The sequence below is a fragment of the Bdellovibrio sp. ZAP7 genome (genome assembly GCF_006874645.1).
Classification (GTDB): Bacteria; Bdellovibrionota; Bdellovibrionia; order Bdellovibrionales; family Bdellovibrionaceae; genus Bdellovibrio.
Map to the genome: position 1 here is coordinate 1 of NZ_CP030082.1, position 21,139 is coordinate 21,139.

A 21,139-nucleotide genomic window follows, 5' to 3' on the forward strand; every position below is an offset into this window, starting at 1 on the left:
ATGGAGTTAAACGCTTCTTTCTGGACATTGATTAAGACAAAAATGAAAAGTCGTAATGATAACAATAAGTTATTAGATACGTGGCTAGACCCTATTGAATATATCAGTACTGGGGGCTCTTTTGAGCGTCCCAAATTGATACTTGGAGTACCCAACGCCCTCCACCAATATTTTGTGATCGAGAACCTTCAGGATAAGATTTACACTGAGATTTCGGATACTTACAAGAGACCTTTCGAAGTTGAGTTTAATGTTACGGGCGCCAAAGTGAATACTCATATTGAAACTGTGAACACCGTGGAGGAGACTCCTTCTCACCAAGGTTCAGAGGTTCTTCAGGCACAACTTTCACGTGCTCAGGCTATTCAGACTACTCAACCTAGGTCCAGCGATACGTTAAATGTGGATTTGACCTTTTCGACCTTCGTCGTGGGTAAAAATTCTGAATTCGCTCATGCAGCTTGTTTCAACGTAGCCAGGAATCCTGGAGCGGACGATTACAATCCTCTCTATATATATGGACCCGTTGGGATGGGTAAAACCCATCTTTTACACGCAGCTGGAAATCACATTCGTGAACAATTTCCGCAACTTAGAATCACTTACTTATCGGCTGAACGCTTTATGAATGAGTGCATTTCGGCGATTCGTCGTCACGAAATGGATAAGTTCCGCCAAAAATACCGCGAAAACTCCGACATCCTATTAGTGGATGATGTGCAGTTCATCGCGCGTGGTGAGGCTGTTCAAGAAGAGTTCTTCCACACAGTGAATAGCTTCATCGACACTCGTAAGCAGGTTATCCTGGCCAGTGATCGTATGCCGAAGGATATCCACGGACTTGAAGATCGCAGTCGTACCCGTCTTGAACGTGGTTTGATCGCAGACATCACCATGCCTGATTTGGAAACTCGTATCGCGATCCTTAGATATAAAGCTGAAAAGTTTAATATGCGACTGCCTGAAGATGTTGTTCATCACATCGCACGCATCTCTAAACGGTCCATCAGAGAGCTGGAAGGCAACCTTAAGAAGGTGAAGATGTTCTCTGAGCTTCAAGGTCTGCCGATTGATGGCGAGCTTGTGAAGCGCATCCTTTCACACCATGAAACTCAATCCACTATCTCTGTTGAAGAGATTATGAAAATGACAGCGGATCACTTTAAAGTACGTGTTTTGGATCTAAAATCCTCCACGCGCGCCAAGCCAATTGTCGTTCCACGTCAAATCTCGATGTATTTGATTAAGAAGTTTTTGGACAAATCACTCGTGGATATCGGCAAAGCTTTCGGCGGAAAAGATCACACGACGGTGATGAACGCGCTGGATCGAGTGAAATCTCTACAGGCGACGGATCAAGATATCGCAAAAGATATCGAGGATTTAGAGCAGAGAATCCACAATATCACAGGGGTGTGAATGTGGACTGTGGATAGAGTTGTGGAAGGATCTGGGGGAAGAAATGTGGATCTGAGTTACCCCCAAAATTCGCAACTTTCAGCCAAACTTGTACAGAGGCTTTATCCACAATTGTTTTTTAGTGTTTACACGCACTTACAGGATTTGTTAGGTTTTCCACGCCCCTACTACTACTACTAGTTATTTATATTAATAGTAATAGATAATAAGAAGGGTGTTTTAAGAGGAATTAGTTATGAAGATCGAAATTGATAAAAGAGATCTATTAAGCCTTATCGGTAAAACTCAAAACATCGTTGAGAAGCGCAATACAATGCCCATTCTCATCAACGTACTTCTTGAAGCAGATCAAAATTTACTGAAAGTATTCGCAACAGATTTGGAAGTAAGTCTTACAGACCAAATCAAAGCGCAAGTTCATCAACCAGGTAAAGTAGCGGTATCTGCAAAAAGTCTTTTCGAAATCGCGAAAGAACTTTCTGAAGGCCCAATCACTTTAATCAAAAAAGAAAATAACTGGTTGGAGATCAAACAAGGGAAATACACATCTAAGATTGTTGGTATCTCTGCTGAAGAATATCCGATCTTCCCTACTTACAACTCTCAAGCCTTCATCAAAATTGCAGCGCAAGTTTTGAAAGAGATGATTGATAAAACAATTTACTCAGTATCGAACGATGAAACTCGTTATCACTTGAACGGTGTATTCTTTGAATTGAATCCACAAGCCGGTTTCAAAATGGTAGCGACAGATGGTCATCGTATGAGTTTGGTTTCGAAAGAATCCTCAGACGTAAAAGTTTCTGCAACTCAAGGTGTGATCATTCCTCGTAAAGGTCTTCATGAAATCAAAAAGATTTTGGAAGGCATCGATGGGTCTGTGGAAATAGCTGTGGAAGGCTCCCAATTCGTATTAAAACATTCATCAACAATCTTGATGATTCGTTTGATCGAAGGAAAGTACCCGAATTATCAACAGTTTATTCCACAGAAGCTGACGCAAAAAGTGATGATCAACAAGGAAGCTTTCCTGACTTCACTAAAACGCGTTTCACTTTTGGCGAATCAAAAATCAAAAGCAGTATTGTTGAATCTTTCAAACGGCCGTATGGAAATTTCTTCGAACAATCCAGAGTTGGGTGACGCGAAAGAGGAAATCGAAGTTGAATACGCTGGTGGCGATATTAAAATCGGTTTCAATGCAAAATACATCACTGACATTTTGACTAGCATGAACCACGACAAGATCGATTTCGAATTGAACGATCACTTGTCACCTGGTTTGATGAGACCTCATAACGACACTTCTTACACTTGTGTTGTTATGCCTATGAGAATCTAATGATCTTTGAACGACTACGTCTTGTAAATTTTCGTAACTACCGAGACGTAGTATTAAAGTTTTCCCCTCGCGTGAATGTCTTCGTTGGAGACAACGGTCAGGGGAAAACAAATCTCCTTGAAGCAATGTACATGATCTCTCAAGGTGATTCCTTTCGCTACTCAGATAACTCTACGATGATTAACTCGAATAATCAGGAAGCGCTTATTCAAGCACTGATTACTCAAAACGATCTTCACTACAAATTGAAATTGGGATTATCGAAAAGTCGCAAAGTGCTTACGTTGAATGAAAAACGTGTGAGCTCGGCAGACGTTCGCAAAATTTTCGCTAGTGTTGTGTTCAGTCCGGAAAGTTTAGCAGCAATCAAAGAAGGTGCTGATCACCGCCGCGAACTGGTTGATGATTTGCTCGTGACGTTTGATCGCAAGAACACGGATTTGATCTCGGATTATCGTAAAGCACTGAAAACTCGCAACAAGATGCTTAAGAACTTTATTGAGGGTGAGGCTGACCGTGGGCTTACTCAGAACCTTTTAGAGTCCCTACACCCCCAATTCGTGCGTTTAGCGACGGATTTAACTCATGCGCGCATCACCGCACTAGCGGGTTTGGCGAAAGATTTTAATAATGCCATGCAATACATTTCTGGCACTTCTGCTGTGGATATCTCAGTGGAATACCTGATTTCAGACGAGAACGCTGTGAGTTTCACTCGTGAACAAGTCCAAATGTCTCTCGAAAAACGTCTCGGAGAATTGCATGATGCGGAGCTCTCATCTGGAACTAGTTTGGTAGGGCCACACAAACATGACATCGTCTTCCTATATGGTGGAAAAGACTCAAGATTTTTTTGTAGCCAAGGGCAGCAAAGAGCGATCATTCTTTCTTTCAAAATGGCTCAAATTGTGTATCATAGGAAGGCTCACGGAACCTATCCCGTGCTGATGTTGGACGATGTCTTATCCGAGCTCGATAAAACTAAAAGAGATGCGCTGATTACGTTCTTACACGAGATCAACACTCAAATTTTTGTTACGACTACGGACTTCACATTGCCCGACTCCTTCAGTCTGGATCAGCTTTCCGTTGTGCGTATCAAGGATGGACAAATCCTTGATGCATAAACGCGACTTACTCGACAGCGTCGAGTGGTATGCAAAAGCAATGAGGGGTTACAGTGTCTACAGAAGAACAACAGCAACCAGCTTCCTATTCAGCTGATTCAATTCAAGTTCTTGAAGGTCTTGAAGCGGTTCGTAAACGTCCCGGGATGTATATCGGTGATACACAATTCAAGGGTTATCATCACCTTGTGTATGAGATTGTGGATAACTCGGTAGACGAACATCTTGCGGGATATTGCAAAACAATCAAAGTATCTATCAACGCAGATGAGTCCATCACAGTCGAAGATGACGGTCGTGGTATTCCTGTTGCGACTCAAAAACAAACTGGTAAATCAGCTCTTGAGCTAGTTATGACCGTACTTCACGCCGGTGGTAAATTCGATGGCGGTGGATATAAAGTTTCTGGCGGTCTACATGGCGTGGGTGCTTCCGTTGTAAATGCCCTTTCCACTCGCGTAAGCGTTGAAGTTCAACGTGAAGGTCACTTCTGGAGACAAAACTACGAGCGTGGCAAAATCTTAGCGCCAATTGAAAAAGGCGAAGAGACTACAAAAACTGGAACAAAAACAACTTTCAAACCAGATCGTGATATTTTCAAAGACGAAACTTTGACTTACGATTTTGCGACTCTTGCAAATCGTTTCCGTGAACTTGCTTTCCTAAATGCAGGTCTTCATATTTCTTTATCTGACGAACGCACAGGTAAGAAACAAGATTTCCAATACGCTGAAGGTGTTGCGGAATTCGTCAAGTACATGAATCAGTCTAAAAAATCTCTTCATAACGAAGTGGTTTACTTCAAAGGCGAAAAAGACGAAGTCGAAGTTGAGATCGCAATGCAGTGGAATGATTCATATTCAGAATCTATTTTCACATATTGCAATAACATCAACACACATGAAGGTGGTACTCACCTTGTTGGTTTCCGTGCAGCGCTAACTCGTACAACGAATGCATATGCGACTGAAAAAAATCTTTTAAAAGATCTAAAAACAAATCTTGAGGGTGAAGACATCCGTGAAGGTTTGGCAGCAGTTATCTCTGTAAAAGTTCGCGAACCGCAATTCGAAGGACAAACAAAAACTAAACTTGGTAATGCCGAAGTAAAAGGTATCGTCGAGTCTTTGGTGAATGAGAAACTTGCTGACTGGATGGATCGCAATCCGTCCGTTTCTAAAAACGTTATCATGAAATGCGTGGAATCAGCGCGTGCTCGTGAGGCGGCTCGTAAAGCTCGTGATTTGACTCGTCGTAAGACAGCGTTGGATGGTGGTTCATTGCCAGGTAAAATGGCGGACTGCCAGGAACGTGATCCAGCTCTTTGCGAACTGTACCTGGTGGAAGGGGACTCCGCGGGAGGCTCCGCGAAGCAAGGTCGCGATCGTCGTACACAAGCGATTTTGCCGTTAAAAGGTAAAATCCTAAACGTAGAAAAAGCGCGCTTTGATAAAATTATTTCTTCTGAAGAGATCAAAGTTATTATCTCGGCACTAGGTACTGGTATCGGTAAAGATAACGTGAATGTTGATAAAATCCGTTATCACAAAATCATTATCATGACCGATGCCGACGTCGACGGTTCTCATATCATGACTCTGCTTTTAACGTTCTTCTATCGTCAAATGCCATTGGTACTTGAGCGCGGTTATGTGTATATCGCACAACCACCTTTGTACCGTGCTAAAAAAGGTAAAGAAGAAACATACTTAAAAAATGAAGCTGCTTTGACTGAGTATCTTTTGAGCTCGGGTCTTAACAACTTCAAAATCAAAGGCAAAGAAAACTTGCCTGAAGCAGATCTTCGTCAGTTGATCTTAAACATCCAGAAACTAAACAGTTTGATCCGTGTCTCTTCCAAGAAATACGACAAAGACGTTTTATATTTCATGTTAAGCAAAGTGGCTGATCTTGAAAAAACATTGAGTGATGAAGGCAAGTTGAAAACCGTTCTTGCTGACATGACGGCTTGGGTGAATGCGGATCCAAAACTTGGAATCACAGAATTCAAAGCGGAAGTAAAACAAGATGAAGCCACTGGGAAGCCATACGCAGACATCTATACTGTTCGCTATGCAGACCGCATGACAACAAAGTTCAGTCTGGACAGCTTGCGCTCTTCAGAAATGATCGAGCTTCGTAAAATCTGGGGTCAAATCCAAGGTATCAGTACACTTCCACTTACGATCATTGAGGGCGAAAACGAAGTGCAATTCGAAAGCTACAATGAGTTCTATGAACACGTTATGGAATCTACGAAAAAAGGAATCTACATCCAACGTTATAAAGGATTGGGAGAGATGAATCCGGAGCAGTTGTGGGAAACTACACTGAACAAGGAAAACAGAACTCTTCTAAGAGTTTCTATTGAAGACGCTGTTGCGGCTGATGAAACATTCTCTATCTTGATGGGTGAAATGGTTGAGCCTCGTCGTAACTTTATCCACGAAAATGCTCTACTGGCTCGTAGCCTTGACGTTTAATTTTTAGGTATTGGTGATTGAATATGGAAAATAGTAATCAAGAAAAAGGCGTCACGGTTGTCGATATCAGCAAGGAAATGCGTGGAGCATACCTTCAGTACTCGATGTCAGTTATCGTGGGTCGTGCACTTCCAGACGTACGTGATGGTTTAAAACCTGTACATCGTCGCGTTCTTTTCGCTCAAAGTGAAATGAACAACCGTCACAACAGACCGTATTTGAAATCTGCCCGTGTGGTGGGTGACGTGATCGGTAAATACCATCCACATGGTGACTCGGCTGTTTACGAAACAATGGTTCGTATGGCCCAGGATTTCTCTCTTCGCTACCCGCTTGAAGATGGTCAAGGTAATTTCGGTTCTATCGACGGCGACAGCGCAGCAGCCATGCGTTATACGGAAATCCGTATGACTCCGATGGCGGAAGAATTATTGAATGATCTTGAAAAAGAAACAGTAGCCTTCGGACCGAACTACGATGACTCTTTGCAAATTCCTTTGGTTTTGCCAGCGAAATTTCCAAATCTTTTGGTCAATGGTTCTTCAGGTATCGCGGTTGGTATGGCGACAAATATTCCGCCACACAACTTGGGTGAAGTGATTGATGGTACAATCCATTTGATCAACAACCCTACTTGCCAACTTGAAGACCTAATGGTGCACATCAAGGGACCAGACTTCCCTTCTGCCGGTGTGATCGCAGGACGTGAAGGTATCTTACAGGCTTACAAAAAAGGCCGCGGCATTATTTCACTTAAAGCCGTTGCGGAAATCGTTCCAAACAAAGACCGCGAAGATATCATCATCACGGAAATCCCATACCAAGTTAATAAAGCAAAACTTATCGAAAGCATCGCGGACCTAGTTCGTGATAAAGCAATCGAAGGTATCTCTGATATCCGGGATGAATCATCTCGTGAAGGTATGCGTATCGTGATCAATCTAAAACGTGGCGAAAACGCTTCCGTTATTTTGAATCGCTTGTACAAATTCACTCAAATGCAAGTGTCTGTTGGCATCATCATGCTGGCGCTTGATGCGAAAAACCAACCGGTTACTTTCGATTTGAAAGGCATGCTTGAGGCCTTCGTTGATCACCGTCGTGACGTCGTTACGAAGCGTTGTATCTTCGAACTTAAAAAAGCCCAAGAGCGCGCGCACATCTTGGAAGGTTTGAAAAAAGCCCTTGATCACATCGAAGAAGTTATCAAGACGATCCGTGCTTCTAAAGAAGCCCATGCGGCTCGTGAAGCCTTGATGTCTAAATTCGAATTCTCTGAACGCCAAGCGATTGCAATCCTGGAAATGCGTTTGCAACGTTTGACTGGTTTAGAGCGCGACAAAATCATCGAAGAACTTGCTGAATTACAAAAGCAAATTGACTGGTTAAAATTCGTTTTGGCTGACGTTCGTGAAATCTACAAAATCATCGTTGGTGAGCTTGAAGATATGAAAAAACGTTACGCTGACCCTCGCCGTACTCAACTGCAAGGCAGTCTAGACGATATCGAAGACGAAGATTTGATCGCTGACGAAGATATGGTTGTGACAGTCACAAACACAGGTCTTATCAAGCGTATGCCAACAGCTGAATACCGCGTTCAAAAACGTGGTGGTAAAGGCTTGAAAGGCATGGAAACAAAAGAAGAAGACTATGTAACAGACTTGTTCTCTGCTTCCACAAAAACGATGCTTCTAGTGTTTACTGATAAAGGTAAAGTGTACTGGGTGAAAGTTCATAAACTTCCACTTGGCAGCAGAACTTCAAAAGGTAAGTCATTGGCAAACGTTGTCCAACTTGCTTCGGGCGAAAGTGTTCGTGCAATTCTTCCAGTGGATGAATTCAACGAAAACAAATTCGCTGTTATGTTGACTGAAAAAGGTATCATCAAAAAAACGTCTTTGGATTCTTTTGCGAATCCACGAACTGCGGGTGTTATCGCTCTGACCACAGATCTTGATGACGGCATTATCGCTGTTAAAATTTCTGATGGTCAGTCAGACATCTTCATCGCAACAAAAGAAGGTATGTCGATTCGTTTCAACGAAAACGACGTGCGTGGAATGGGTCGTACAGCTCGTGGGGTGAAAGCAATCACACTTGCGAAAGACGACGTCGTTGTGGCGATGGAAGTACTGGAGAAAAATACTCCAGACACAATCTTGATGGTGACTTCGAAAGGTTACGGTAAACGTTCAGAAGTGGGCGAATACCGCGTTCAATCTCGTGGTGGTGTAGGTATCATCACTCAGAAAACAACGGACAAGGTTGGTAACGTTGTCGGGACTAAAAAAGTTTCTGAGAAACACGAATTGATCCTTTCAACAGACAATGGACAAGTTATCCGTATGAAAATGACGGATATCTCTGTTCTTGGTCGTAACACTCAAGGTGTTCGTTTGATTAACATCGACGAAAAAGACGAGACAGTAACTGGTTTGGCAGTGGTTGAAGACGATCAATCTGACGAAGCAGCTTCTAATCCGAATGCACCTGAAGGCGTAACTCACTAATATGATCAGAGGAGTACTGGCTGTAATATTCCTACTCCTCACCGCCTGCTCCACTCAGGAGCAGGGTGACTTTAAGACCGCAGAAAAAAATGTGTCTCAGGGTAACTATAAGGTCGCCCTGGAATACTTCGACCGGGTCATTCTTCGAAACAACAAATCTGAATATCCCATGGATGCGGCTCGTGAGGCTGCCCGTGTCGCTTTCTTTGAATTAAAAGACTATGAGCGTACGATTGGGTATCATCGATTTATCGTCCTCCATTCGAGCGATGAAAAAGAGCGCCTGCAATCACAAAAGCAGATTGCAGAGATCTACTTTAACAATCTTCAGAACTATCAGGCTTCGATTGTTGAATTCAGCAAACTGCAACAGATGCCTCATACAGATCTTGAGGCTTCTCAATATCAAATGAGTGTGGCGCGTGCGCACTACTACATGAATAACTTCTTCCAGGCGGAATCAGAGATCGATTCATTGCTGCGTTTAAAGTCCGACGACAATATTCGCTTCCAGGCATTGATGTTAAAAGGAAATATTCTGGTCGCTAAGAAAGAATTCAATAAAGCCACAGATATCTTTAAAGGTATTATCGAGAAATATCCACAACGTGCTGTTCAAGAAAATGTGGGACTGACGTTGGCCGTATGCTATGAGGAAAATGATAATTTCAAAGAAGCGATTAAGGTTCTTGAGGGTTATCGCGGAAAATACAGTCCGCCAGAATACATCGAGCTTCGAATCAAACGTCTGCAAGAGCGTATGAAAAATGCCCCGGGTGCGAAAGGCTTTAGGAAGTAATGAAAAAGTATATAATTTTTGCATCCATCGGCTTCGAACTTGTCGGCTTGATCATCGGGTGTTTTTACTTGGGCGAACTTCTGGATAGTAAGTATCAAACCAAAGGCATGGCCTTTGTTGGTTTGAGTTTGGCGGCCCTGGTGGGCTGGCTCGTCCGTGTGATTTGGCTTTTAAAACGCATGGATGCCCAAGAAGAAAAAGAAAACGCGAATAAGAAACCATAAATGAAAAGAGTTTTAATTTCTCAGGCCCTCATTACAGCCCTTGGCTACTTTGCCTTGCTGTTTTTTGCCGCGCCTAATCATGCAAACTCTTACGTCTGGGGCTCTTTAACCATCCTTTTAAGCTTTTCCATGATGGGCTTGGGGTACGGGCTCGTCTTCCGAAAGAAATTGGTTGCCCTAGGCGTCTCCCTCATTGTATTTAAGTACGCGATTTTAGGCATTATTATCTTCACTCTGGTTAAACTCGATTGGTTTTCATCAATCTGGTTTGCGATGGGTGTTGCTAGCTTTATTTTATCGGCAATTTACTATGCGATCAGTGAAGCTTTGAGAGAGGAAAGAGAAGATGGCGGCAGAACACCACCCGTTTAACTGGACACAGCTTATCCCTGCAGTTGGCGTTGAGTATTATCACATTGCAACTCTTGCGATCGCAACTGTAGCAACTATCGGTATCGGTTTGATGGCTCGTGCATCTTTGGGTAAAGGTGAAGTTGCAGTTCTTCCAGCTGACAAATTCTCTCTTCGCGGCATCATGGAGATGCTGACAGAGATGATGTCAGGTCTTTCAGAAATGGTTATCGGCGAGCACGGTAAACACTACGTTCCTTTCTTTACTTCCGTATTCTTCTTCGTCGTATTCAACAACTTGATCGGTATGATTCCGGGCATGACTCCGGCGACTGAAAACATCAATACGACATTCGGTTTCGGTATCTTGATGTTCTTGTTCTATAACTTCCAAGGTGTAAAAGAAAACGGTCCTATCGCTTACCTTAAACACTTTATGGGCCCAGTTATTTTCTTGGCTCCGTTGATGTTCGTAATCGAAATCGTTTCCCACTTGGTTCGTCCCTTCTCATTAGGTCTTCGTCTTGCGAACGTAATGATGGGTGACCATACGGTACTATCTGTATTCTTGGATCTAGTACCAATCGGCGTACCAATTCCATTCTATATGATGGGATTGTTCGTATGCTTTGTTCAGGCTTTTGTATTTACTTTGCTTTCAATGGTTTACGTAGCATTCGCGATTGCACACGACCACTAAGAAGCAAATATTTAACCGTTCTCTAAAGGAGACACACATGAAAAAAATGATCGTAACTCTAGTTGCTATGTTGGTATCTGTATCTGCATTCGCTCAAGAAACTGCTGCTCCAGTAGTTGCTGCAGCTGGCACTGACAAAGGTTTGGTAGCTATCGCTGCTGCTTTGGCAATCGCTTTGTCTGTATTCGGTGGCGCTTTGGCACAAGGTAAAACTGCTGCTACAGCTCTTGATGGTATCGCTCGTAACCCAGCGGCTTCTGGTAAACTTTTGATCCCAATGATCTTGGGTCTAGCTCTTATCGAGTCTCTAGTTATCTACGCGTTGATCATCGCTTTGAAACTTTCTTAATTCCTCGCGCTCTTAAGCGCAGTAATTAAAAAGATCAGAAATGATTTTTAAAAAGGCTGGGTTCATCCCGGCCTTTTTTATTTGGTACGGACCCACTTTGTCCACTCAGACGCTCCTTTAATCAAGTAAGTCCCTACCTCCTAAAGGTACGGCCTTACTTTATCCATCTACCCAAAATTGCCAGATTCAAAAAAATCAGGATTCTTAATCAAACAATTTATTTAAAATCAGCAATTTCTACTGCCGGAGCGGCAGTGCGGCCGTCCGCACCTTCTCAAATCCAATATAATATCTCTGCAGTTTCTTTTCCTATTTACCTTGCCCTTAGGACAACCTCGATAAATAACTCGAGGTTAGGATGAAGAACTGGCTTACCATCGGACAATTTGCGAAATCTATCGGTGTATCAGCGAAAGCTTTGCGTCTTTACGAAGATATGGGTTTGTTGAAATCCCATGTGCGTGGAGAAAACGGCTATCGATATTACGATGAATCGCAATTAGAAATCGCTCAACGTTTGAAAGACTTTAAAGACCTTGGATTTACTTTGGTAGAAATCAAATCTCTGCTAGAGGCCGATGAATCTTTAAATTCAGATAAGCTCGCAGATTCAATGCATGCACGCTTGAAAGTCATTTCACACCATGCAGAACTTTTGAAATCACAGAAGGAACAAATCGAACGTATCCTCTCCTCTTTGCAAAAGAAACAAGAGCCGCTTGAAGCGGAACAAAGGAGAGCGATCATGAGTTACTACGGTAAAGTTTCGATTCTTATCACTGGCTGTGACGGTTTAGAAAAAACTGCCTACTTCGTGCAGGAACATTTCAAAAAATCTGGCCAAGATGTTCCAGTATTGACGTGGTCGTTGGGCATGCAACTGCCTGAGCTGAAGCCTTATATTCTTATCCTTCCGGAAAAGTTTCTTTCATACGAAGAAATTCTGAAAATAAATGCTGATGTGATTGTTATTAAAAGTGTAAGCGTTCACTCCGATGAAATGGAAAAACGATATCTCAAATTATTCACCGAGGTAGGTCCGCATGTGACTACTGTGATTAATGCTGATGATCGCGCATCGGTTTCATTCGCAGCCCAAGAGGACGTTCGTAAGGGTCGAATCTTTTATTTCACGAAAAATCGTGCGCTTGAGCCGCAGATTAAACACATCGGTGGAGTTATCAGCAGCGGAGAATCCTTGGAGATATACGGATTTAATTTAAAATCAAAGGTAGAGATGCAATATAAACGCATTTTAGCTTTTGAAGAAGAGATTGCACTTGTGTCTTCATTCGCTGCAGTGATGTCGGTGGGGTTAGAAAAAGAAAATCTAACAAGTGCCATCGCACAGCTCAAATAAGCAAATTGCACAAAATAAAAAGGGCCGGTGTTTCCACCAGCCCTTTGCTTTATCGTTATATTACTACCCGATTATAGGTATTTGTTCACGACCGCTTCTACCCGGTCTTGGATGCGTTTCATACCTTCGGCAGTTGTTGCTTCATAACGAACAACCAATACCGGTTGCGTGTTGGAGGCGCGGCAAAGGGCCCAACCGTCCTCGAAGCTTAGGCGAATACCATCAGTCAAATTTACCTGGTAGTCTGCGCCTGGGCCGCCCTTGAAAGCTTCTTTCATTTTCTCGACGATCAAAACTTTTTTCTCTTCAGTCGTGTCGATGCGAATTTCTGGCGTGTTGAATGCTGGAGGCAAACCTTCAAGCAATTGTGGAATTGTTTTACCCGTTTTTGCCAGGATCTCTACCAGGCGAAGACCCGCGTAAGGTGCATCGTCGTAACCGAAGTTACGATCGGCAAAGAAGATGTGACCAGACATCTCGCCGCCGAATGGTGCTTTTTCAACTTTGATTTTTTCTTTGATCAAAGAGTGGCCCGTTTTCCACATGATCGGTTGGCCACCGTGTTTTGAGATGTCGTGGTACAGGCGATCAGAACATTTCACATCGCCGACGATTTTTGCGCCCTTGTTTGTTTCAAGAATTGCGCGGGATACGATGGTCATAAGCTCATCACCGTAAACCATGCGACCTGTGTGATCGACTACACCGATACGATCGGCGTCGCCATCAAAGCCGATACCACAAACGGCACCTTCTTTTTTGACTTGGGCAGCAAGATCCACCAAATTTTCTTCAACAGTTGGATCTGGATGGTGATTCGGGAATGTACCATCTGGTTCTTCAAACAGGATTGTCGGTTTCAAACCACAGGCTTCGAACAAACCGCGAACTACGGAACCACCAGCTCCGTTACCGCAGTCTAAAACGACCTTAACGTTTTTCATTTGGCCGAATTCTTTTTTGTAGTGTTCGTAGTAGCTTGGGCGGATGTCGAAAGATTCAACAGAACCTTTTCCATCGATATATTCACCTTTTTCGATAATTTTGCGAAGCTCTTGGATTTCTTCACCAAAGATGGTCGTTTTACCCAAAGAAATTTTGAAACCATTAAATTCTGGAGGATTATGAGAGCCAGTTACTTGAACGGCGCCATCCACCTTCATTGTGAAGGTCGAGAAATAACACACAGGGCTCGTTACAAGGCCCAAGTGAATAACTTTAGCACCTGAATCAACGAAACCTTTTTCCATGCTTTTAACGATCGCCGGAGAGCTTACACGGGCGTCGTGGCCGATCGTCAGTGTTGGATTAGAAATGTTTTTAACGTTCTTCATGTGAACTACGAATGCGCGCGCCAAAAGATAAGCGAAATTGTCGTCAAACTGACCGTTGTAAACGCCACGGATGTCGTATTCTCTGAAAATTACCGGTTGATACATAGAAACCTCACTTCAACTAGGTATTGGAAAATATTAGAAATAATCCTAACTAGGACTGCTGTCGAGTCAAATTAATAGACCAGCGAATAGCATCAATCATAGAGTTGGGATTGGCTTTATTTTTGCCAAAAATATCCTTCGCTGTGCCGTGATCGACACTCGTGCGAACGAATGGAATTCCCAGGCTGATGTGCACTCCACTATCTTGTCCATGAATCATCTTAAAAGGGATTAAACCTTGGTCATGATACAGGCATAAATACACGGAATATTTTTTCCAGTTCTCTTTAAAAAAAGCCGCATCGGGAACTAATGGACCCACATAGGGAATACTTTTTTCTTTAGCAAAAGAAGCCAGGTTTGGAAAAACCAATAGCTCTTCGCCGCCGATCATCCCCTGCTCGCCCGCATGAGGATTTAAGCCTAATATGCCAATGGGTTTGGACCGTTTGGAGGCTGGTAAAGATTTGCGTAATTGATCTGCATGCAATAAGGCTTCAGCGACCGTACTAAAACTGATGTGCTTTGAAATATGAGCAACTGACAAATGCCCTGTCGCCAAAACGACATTGAATTCACTGCCCGCAAATCCCATATGCACAGTTTTGGTTCTGGAAACGCGCTTAAGAATGTCGGTGTGCCCAAGGTCTTTAAAGCCAGCATCTTTGATCAAAGTTTTTGATAAAGGAGCCGTTGCCATGCCGTCGAGTTGCTTTTTCATGCAGGCTTTGGCGGTGGTTTCAACCCAATGAGCCGGCGACAAGTCAGAGCAGATATCAACCAGATAAGGACCCTCGATTTTTAGGCCCTCTTCAAGCGAGTCGACAACAATGCGTTTGAATTTCTGATCGATGAGTTTTAGATATTTTGCAGAGGCGCTGTCGTTTCGCCATAGGAAGAATTGCACACCTTTTTGTGGACCGAGTTTGTGAAGGGCCTTGGCTGTGACTTCAAAGCCAATCCCATCATCATCGCCCGTGGTAAGTGCAATTCGTTTGTTACTCATTAATTCTGATAAAAGAGTCGTCGCGTTTGTTTTGTAACCAAAGACGAAGTTGTCTTTTGAAACTAGCTTCCAAAAGTTGAGCTTTGATGCGGTCTTTTTGTTTTTCAAACTTAGGATCTGGCGTCAGCTTTTTAGTCGTCAATTTTACGATGTGGAAACCCAGACGAGATTTTACGATTCCTGTTGTTTCACCAACTTTAAGGCTCGAGATAGCTTCCTCAATTTCCGGAATGAATTCGCCGGATTTAAAAGTACCCAAAGCACCGCCAGCAGAGAAATTTGGATCTTCACTGAATTGTTGCGCCAAAGTTTCAAAGTTTTCCCCGGAACGAAGTTTCGAAAGAGCTGTCTCAGCGCGTTTGTATGCAGCTTCAGAGCCACCTTTTTTTGGAGAAAAGAAGATGTGGGAAACGGAGAACTCGTCAATTGCGGGCTTATTGTTTGGATTTGATTTTAGATATTCATTCAAAGCGTCTTCATCTGAAATACGCAATTTTGAAATGATCTCTGTATCCATCAAATTCTGCTTTTCGATCTTTTCTTTTAGAAAAATTTTGTATTCAGGGATATTGATGCCTTGGCCCTTAAGAATGCTCATAAGCTCGGTTTCGCTTACGTTATTTCTTTTGGCCATGTCTTTGAACTCTTGTTCAACACGGTCATTCGTCACAGTCAGATTCAGGCGCTTGATTTCAGACGAAAGAATCTTTTCGTTAATCAAATAGTCCATCTGCGCTTTGCGATCTTTCTTTAAAGCATCAGCAGACTTACCATCCATCAAAGCGTCATCAATCATACCTGGCTTTGCAATACGACTTTGCAATTCCTTAAGGTCAGATTCCAAGATGATTTCGTTGTTCACAACAGCCAAAGTTTTTTCAACGACTTCGGCTTTAACCGGTACTGCTAAAAATAAAGAAACAAGCAAACTAATCATTATTCCCTCGGGTATCTACGGAGATGGAATTCATCAACTCGTAGTCCTTTAGAACTTTACTACTTCTGAGCTGGGCATCAAGCCACGCCACGTATTCTGCCTGCTCGCGTTGTGCTTTAAGCGCGCGCGTAATCTGGGGGCGAACCTCTTCGAGAGTCAAAGTAGACGCTGGAGCCTTTTTTTCCACACGAATTAGGTGAATCCCGAAGGGACTTTTGATCATTTGTACGCCAACAGAGTTTGTGAACAGGCGGTCAAAGTAATCCACGGTTCCTTTTTCAATCCAACCGATAACGCCACCCTGCTTGGCCTCGGGAGTGATGGAGAATTTCTTGGCAAGTTCCGCGAAATCTTTGGTTTTTAGATCCGTTTTAATCGCGTCTGCTTTGGATTCTTCATCGACGACGATCTGGCGGATATAAATGCGCTCTTTGCGTTTATACATATCCTTGTGGTCATCGTAATAACGTTTAATCTCTTCTTCAGCGATCGGTTTAGCCTTCTCATTAATCTTTTTGAAAACTTCACGTTCAATCAGGCTGTAACGAAGTTCTTCGCGCCATTCTGCAAAGGATAGGTTCTCTTGAGCCAAAGCACGGCGGAAAGAAAGATCATCAGGATAGTTGGCTCGGAGCTTATCCACTTCCTTATCCAGACTGTTTTCAGAAACCACGATGCTTTGCGCGCGTGCCCAATCCAAGGTTAAGCTCTTCACCAAAAAATCGCGAAGAATTTCTTCTTTGATTCTTTGAACGTTGTTGGGATCTTTGGCGGCCAACGCATCAAAGTTTTTAAGCTTACGTGCCAACTGATTTGCGAATTCCTTCGCCGTCAGAACGTGTTCATTTACTTTCTCAACAGGTTGTTTAGAAAGTTTTTGATATTTGGAAGGACAACCCGCCAACAACATGCTTGTTAAAATAAAAAGCCCCGTTTTGGCGGGGCTCTTTAGGAATTTCATCTGCTAGTTCCTTATTTGATAAGGTTTTTGTTTTCTTTGATCGAGTACGATTTTTTCAATTTTTCGAAGTACTCATTAAAGATCACTTTTCTTTTCTCATCGTATACTGCCGCTCTGATTTGGCGTTTATCCGCATTTTCGAAGCTGCGACGACCTGTTACTTTGATGATGTGGAAGCCATATGGAGATTCGATGAGCCCCTTGATGTCACCGACCTTCATGGAAGCTGCCGCCTCATAGTATGCAGGAACGATTGTTACACGTGATTGCCAACCGATGTCGCCACCAGCTTGCTTTGAAATCGCGTCGTCTGAATAAAGTTTAACCAGCTCTTCAAACGGACGTTTTGATTTTTTAACTTCCGTATAGATTTCTTCAGCACGTTTTCTAGCTTCAGCGATTTGTGCCGGAGTTGCACCTTGTTTAAACTCAATCAAGATGTTGCTAGTGCGGATTTCAGGATTGTTTTTGTACCAATCTTGCAATTCTTTGTCAGAAATCGTGATTTTTTGAACTTTAGGACCCAACTCTTTTTCCAAAAGAGCTTTGTACATCGCCTGACGAAGTTGGTCTTGAACGATAGGATCTTTTTCTAGATTGCGCTTTTCAGCCTCTTGCAAACCCACTTCATAACGAACCATATCTTCCAGGAAAAGATCTTTCGGTGGAGGGTTTGTCGTTTTAGATTTGATGTCGTTGTATTTCTTATTGAATTCATCAAGAGTGATCGTTTTTTTGCCCACCTGAGCTAACACTTCCGAAGATTTCTGCGCGAACGCCGGTGCTGCGATGAGCATCAAGATGCTGATAACTAATTTCATACTTTAAAAGTCCCTTTTAAAAGTTGATGCAAACTATGTTAAAACGCTAGCACTAGGCCTTATTATCCGCAATGAAATTAACAGCTTGCTGACGAGTCTGGTGTAAAAGGGACTCTAACTCTAGAGCAAGGTCTGGGTTTCTTGGATCCTGCTCCTTTGTGACTGGAGGAAGACATTCACTCCAAACAATCGTCACTTTCGCGAAGGGTTTAGGCAGGAAAGTTTTATTCCAGGATCTTGGGAAATAAATCGCACGATCAACGTACACGCCAGCCGCATAAATCGGGCCGTGAATCATGCGTGATAATTCAAAAACTCCGGGCTTTACTTTGTGTAACGGACCTTTAGGGCCATCCACCGCAAAGCTGCAATTTCCCCCGTCTTTTACTAAACGCAAAAGACCTTTCAGCGCTTGAACACTGCCACGAGAAGAGGATCCGCGACTGGTTTTTGCGCCCATCCATTTCAGTACAGTTGCCATCAGTTCGCCGTCTTTGGATTGAGATGCAATCGTGGCAATTCGATAGCGTTTAACGATAGAAAGAAGTGCCAGCTCGTCACCATGCCAGTGAGCAAGTACAACCGGGTTCTTATTTTCCAGGGATTTTTTAAGTGATTCAGGCTCGAAAAGACGAACCCTCCACGTCCATGAGAGGGTTCGATAAAATACAAACACAATAATCGGAAGGATGTATTTCCTAAACACGATTAGTGGTGAAGAGCCTTTTTGAACTCTTCAGTCAATTTTGGAACGATATCAAAAGCGTCACCTACGATACCGTAAGTTGCTTTTTGGAAGATTGGAGCATTTGCATCGTTGTTAATAGCAACGATAACTTTAGATGAACCCATACCTGCCAAATGTTGAATCGCGCCCGAGATACCAACCGCGATGTACAATGTTGGAGCTACTGTTTTACCAGTTTGACCAACTTGCATACCGTGTCCTACCCATCCAGCATCGACTACTGCACGAGTTGCACCTACAGTTGCACCCAAAACATCAGCAAGATCGTTCAACATTTTAAAGTTCGCAGCTTCTTTCAAACCACGACCACCAGAAACGATGATGTTTGCTTCCGTCAAATCCAACTTCTCTGAAGCGCCTTTGACAATTTCTTTGATCAAAGTTTTCAAATCAGTTGCTGCATTAGGGTTTTCAACAACACTTGCAGTTTTAGATGTGTCAGCAGCTTCAACTGGAAGTTGATTTGCACGCATCAAAACGATTTTGATAGGGCTGTTTTCAAAGTTAACAGTCGCAAATGCTTTACCAGAGTACATCGGTTTAACAGCAGTTACGTTGTCACCAGAGATAGTCAACTGAGTGCAATCACTTGCAACACCTGTATTCAGGCGAGCCGCAACACGTGGGAACAAATCCTTACCTGTTGAAGAAGCAGAAGCCAAGATGATGGAAGGTTGAACTTTGTTTACGATGGCAACGACATTTGCAGTGTAAGATTCTGGATTGTAAGAATCCAAAGCCGCGTCTTTCACAACATGAACTTCAGAAGCACCGTTGTGGCCGATAGCTGCAGTTACATCACCTGCGTGAGAACCGAATGTCACAGCAACTACTGTGTTGCCGGATTTCGCTGCCGCCTGCAAAAGCTCAATAGAGCTGCGTTTAAGTTTACCGTTTGTTTGTTCAGCAAAAACTAATACTTTACCCATTGCCAGCTCCTACAGAACCTTCGCTTCATCGCGAAGAAGTTTAACAAGCTCAGCTGCTTGTGCAGAAGAGTCGCCAGAAAGCATTTTAACCGCTGGTTTATCAGCTGGAAGTGTCATGCCAGAGTATTTTACTTTGATGTCAGTTGCAGGAATGTTCAAAGAAGAGAACTCGATCTCTTTGATCACCTTCTTCTTAGCTTTCATGATACCAGGAAGAGAAGCGTAACGAGGCATGTTCAAGCCTTTGTTCGCGCCAACCACTGCTGGTGTCATCATTTGTACAACTTCCTTCGCGCCACCCTCAACATCACGCTCAACAGTTACGTTTTCGCCGTTGAAAGCGAATTTAGAAACCACAGTCGTGTGAGGTACGTTTAAGAATTCAGCCATCATTTGGCTTACAGAAGAAGCGTTGTCATCAATCGCAAGCTTGCCGGTGAAAATGATTTTCATTCCGCCCTCAGCTTTGATCACTTCAGCAAGTGCTTTCGCAGTTGAGAAGTTATCTAGACCTTCCCCGTTGATTACGATGGCTTCGTCAGCACCCATAGCAAGCGCTGTACGCAAAGATTCTACAACACGCGCTTTAGGACCGGCGCTTAAAACCCAAACTTGAGAGCCTGGATTTGCGTCGCGAAGCTTGTTAGCTTCTTCGACTGCGTATTCGTCGTAAGGGTTCATAACCCATTTAATCCCCGCCGTATCGATACCGGTTTGGTCGGGAGAGATTTTGATTTTAGTTTCAGTGTCTGGCACCTGTTTGATGCACACGAAAATCTTCATATTTTTACCCCGTTTTTAGAGGACCAGTTCTATCGCAGATGATTTCAGAGGCAAAACTAAATCCTCAAAGTCTAACATGTTGCGAAACATGACAGGGGTCATGGACAAATCAAACCCCCGAGGAGTAAGTTAATTAAAAACTTAATGAGAATATAAAGCTATCACACAAGGGGTTTCACACCATGTTTGGATTTCTCGGAACGACTGTCGGGAAAAAGTACTTAATGGGAATCACTGGTCTTATTTGGGCGGGTTTCGTGCTTGCTCACATGGCCGGAAACATGCTCATTTTCGTAAGTCACGACGCCTACAATGCTTATGGCCACGCACTTACCAGCGGTAAAATCATCTACGTTGCCGAACTAGTTCTGGTGCTGGCGTTGATCACCCACGTGTTTATGGCGATTTCTTTGACGAAAAACAATCGCGAAGCCAAAGGCCAAAAATACGCTGTGGCGGCTAAGGGCGCAAAAAGAGTTTCCCTGGCTTCACGAACAATGGCGATTCAGGGTTCATTGATTCTGGTTTTCGTTATTCTTCATTTGATCACTTTCAAGTACGGTCAACATTATGAGACCAACGTAAACGGCGTTCCCATGCGTGATCTGGCGAAATTGATGGAAGAGGTTTTCCAACAACCAGGCTATGTGGTTTGGTATGTGGTTGCCTTGATTCTGTTGGGTTTCCACTTGAAGCACGGTGTGGGCTCCACTTTCCAATCTTTGGGTTTGATGGAAGGCACTTATCGTAACGTTTGGGCTAAGCTAAGTATCGGTTACGGAATTATCGTAGCCCTTGGTTTTATCTCTCAACCTCTTTACCTCTTCCTCACTCTCTAAGGAGCACAC

20 protein-coding genes are annotated in these 21,139 nt (G+C 43.2%); 12 read left to right on the plus strand and 8 right to left on the minus strand.

Annotated elements, in window-relative coordinates; genetic code table 11:
• The 11 genes from dnaA to DOM22_RS00055 all read left to right on the plus strand — a co-directional run bounded on the left by dnaA (position 1) and on the right by DOM22_RS00055 (position 12,667).
• Positions 1 to 1,419 (plus strand): chromosomal replication initiator protein DnaA, encoded by a 1,419-nt coding sequence (dnaA, locus tag DOM22_RS00005; protein WP_142698422.1) that lies wholly within the window; start codon positions 1 to 3, stop codon positions 1,417 to 1,419.
• Between the two features lie 235 nt (positions 1,420 to 1,654).
• On the plus strand, positions 1,655 to 2,761 hold the full coding sequence (gene dnaN / locus DOM22_RS00010; protein ID WP_142698424.1) for a DNA polymerase III subunit beta: 1,107 nt from the start codon (positions 1,655 to 1,657) through the stop codon (positions 2,759 to 2,761).
• Entirely contained in the window at positions 2,761 to 3,888 is a 1,128-nt protein-coding gene (locus tag DOM22_RS00015) for a DNA replication/repair protein RecF (protein ID WP_142698425.1), read from the plus strand. Before dnaN ends, DOM22_RS00015 begins: the two co-directional genes overlap by 1 nt.
• Before the next feature lie 53 nt (positions 3,889 to 3,941).
• The gene (gyrB, locus tag DOM22_RS00020; RefSeq protein WP_142698426.1) at positions 3,942 to 6,371 is read left to right on the plus strand and encodes a DNA topoisomerase (ATP-hydrolyzing) subunit B; all 2,430 of its coding nucleotides are present in this window, start codon (positions 3,942 to 3,944) and stop codon (positions 6,369 to 6,371) included.
• A 23-nt stretch (positions 6,372 to 6,394) separates the two neighbouring features.
• Positions 6,395 to 8,884, plus strand: a complete 2,490-nt coding sequence (gyrA, locus tag DOM22_RS00025) for a DNA gyrase subunit A (protein ID WP_142698427.1) — start codon at positions 6,395 to 6,397, stop codon at positions 8,882 to 8,884.
• A 1-nt stretch (position 8,885) separates the two neighbouring features.
• Positions 8,886 to 9,683, plus strand: coding sequence for a tetratricopeptide repeat protein (locus DOM22_RS00030; protein WP_142698428.1), 798 nt, complete (start codon positions 8,886 to 8,888; stop codon positions 9,681 to 9,683).
• Positions 9,683 to 9,907, plus strand: coding sequence for an AtpZ/AtpI family protein (locus DOM22_RS00035; protein ID WP_142698429.1), 225 nt, complete (start codon positions 9,683 to 9,685; stop codon positions 9,905 to 9,907). Before DOM22_RS00030 ends, DOM22_RS00035 begins: the two co-directional genes overlap by 1 nt.
• Complete coding sequence (locus DOM22_RS00040) at positions 9,908 to 10,279, plus strand: hypothetical protein (RefSeq protein ID WP_142698430.1); 372 nt, start codon at positions 9,908 to 9,910, stop codon at positions 10,277 to 10,279. It abuts the gene before it with no gap.
• Positions 10,254 to 10,958, plus strand: a complete 705-nt coding sequence (gene atpB / locus DOM22_RS00045) for a F0F1 ATP synthase subunit A (RefSeq protein WP_142698431.1) — start codon at positions 10,254 to 10,256, stop codon at positions 10,956 to 10,958. Before DOM22_RS00040 ends, atpB begins: the two co-directional genes overlap by 26 nt.
• A 37-nt stretch (positions 10,959 to 10,995) precedes the next feature.
• Positions 10,996 to 11,307 (plus strand): ATP synthase F0 subunit C, encoded by a 312-nt coding sequence (locus DOM22_RS00050; RefSeq protein WP_142698432.1) that lies wholly within the window; start codon positions 10,996 to 10,998, stop codon positions 11,305 to 11,307.
• Between the two features lie 358 nt (positions 11,308 to 11,665).
• Complete coding sequence (locus tag DOM22_RS00055) at positions 11,666 to 12,667, plus strand: MerR family transcriptional regulator (RefSeq protein ID WP_142698433.1); 1,002 nt, start codon at positions 11,666 to 11,668, stop codon at positions 12,665 to 12,667.
• Between the two features lie 71 nt (positions 12,668 to 12,738).
• On the opposite strand, the gene DOM22_RS00060 is transcribed toward DOM22_RS00055, so the two are convergent.
• Genes DOM22_RS00060 through DOM22_RS00095 form a run of 8 tightly spaced genes read right to left on the minus strand, consistent with a single transcriptional unit; the run spans position 12,739 to position 20,291 of the window.
• On the minus strand, positions 12,739 to 14,106 hold the full coding sequence (locus DOM22_RS00060) for a phosphomannomutase/phosphoglucomutase (RefSeq protein ID WP_142698434.1): 1,368 nt from the start codon (positions 14,104 to 14,106) through the stop codon (positions 12,739 to 12,741).
• Positions 14,107 to 14,155: 49 nt separating this feature from the next.
• Positions 14,156 to 15,112: a 4-hydroxythreonine-4-phosphate dehydrogenase PdxA gene (locus DOM22_RS00065; RefSeq protein WP_142698435.1), complete on the minus strand. Its 957-nt coding sequence runs from the start codon at positions 15,110 to 15,112 to the stop codon at positions 14,156 to 14,158.
• A complete protein-coding gene (locus DOM22_RS00070) occupies positions 15,105 to 16,049 on the minus strand; it encodes a peptidylprolyl isomerase (RefSeq protein WP_142698436.1) in 945 nt (314 codons plus the stop codon). The genes DOM22_RS00065 and DOM22_RS00070 overlap by 8 nt, the downstream gene beginning before the upstream one ends.
• Positions 16,042 to 17,010, minus strand: coding sequence for a peptidyl-prolyl cis-trans isomerase (locus DOM22_RS00075; protein ID WP_142698437.1), 969 nt, complete (start codon positions 17,008 to 17,010; stop codon positions 16,042 to 16,044). The genes DOM22_RS00070 and DOM22_RS00075 overlap by 8 nt, the downstream gene beginning before the upstream one ends.
• 11 nt (positions 17,011 to 17,021) lie before the next feature.
• Complete coding sequence (locus DOM22_RS00080) at positions 17,022 to 17,831, minus strand: peptidylprolyl isomerase (protein WP_142698438.1); 810 nt, start codon at positions 17,829 to 17,831, stop codon at positions 17,022 to 17,024.
• Between the two features lie 52 nt (positions 17,832 to 17,883).
• Positions 17,884 to 18,537: a lysophospholipid acyltransferase family protein gene (locus DOM22_RS00085; RefSeq protein WP_142698440.1), complete on the minus strand. Its 654-nt coding sequence runs from the start codon at positions 18,535 to 18,537 to the stop codon at positions 17,884 to 17,886.
• A gap of 2 nt (positions 18,538 to 18,539) precedes the next feature.
• The gene (locus tag DOM22_RS00090) at positions 18,540 to 19,508 is read right to left on the minus strand and encodes an electron transfer flavoprotein subunit alpha/FixB family protein (protein WP_142698442.1); all 969 of its coding nucleotides are present in this window, start codon (positions 19,506 to 19,508) and stop codon (positions 18,540 to 18,542) included.
• Positions 19,509 to 19,517: 9 nt separating this feature from the next.
• Complete coding sequence (locus DOM22_RS00095) at positions 19,518 to 20,291, minus strand: electron transfer flavoprotein subunit beta/FixA family protein (RefSeq protein ID WP_142698443.1); 774 nt, start codon at positions 20,289 to 20,291, stop codon at positions 19,518 to 19,520.
• A 182-nt stretch (positions 20,292 to 20,473) separates the two neighbouring features.
• Between DOM22_RS00095 and DOM22_RS00100 the strand changes: the two genes are divergently transcribed.
• The gene (locus DOM22_RS00100; protein ID WP_142698444.1) at positions 20,474 to 21,130 is read left to right on the plus strand and encodes a succinate dehydrogenase cytochrome b subunit; all 657 of its coding nucleotides are present in this window, start codon (positions 20,474 to 20,476) and stop codon (positions 21,128 to 21,130) included.
• Positions 21,131 to 21,139: the final 9 nt, after the last annotated feature.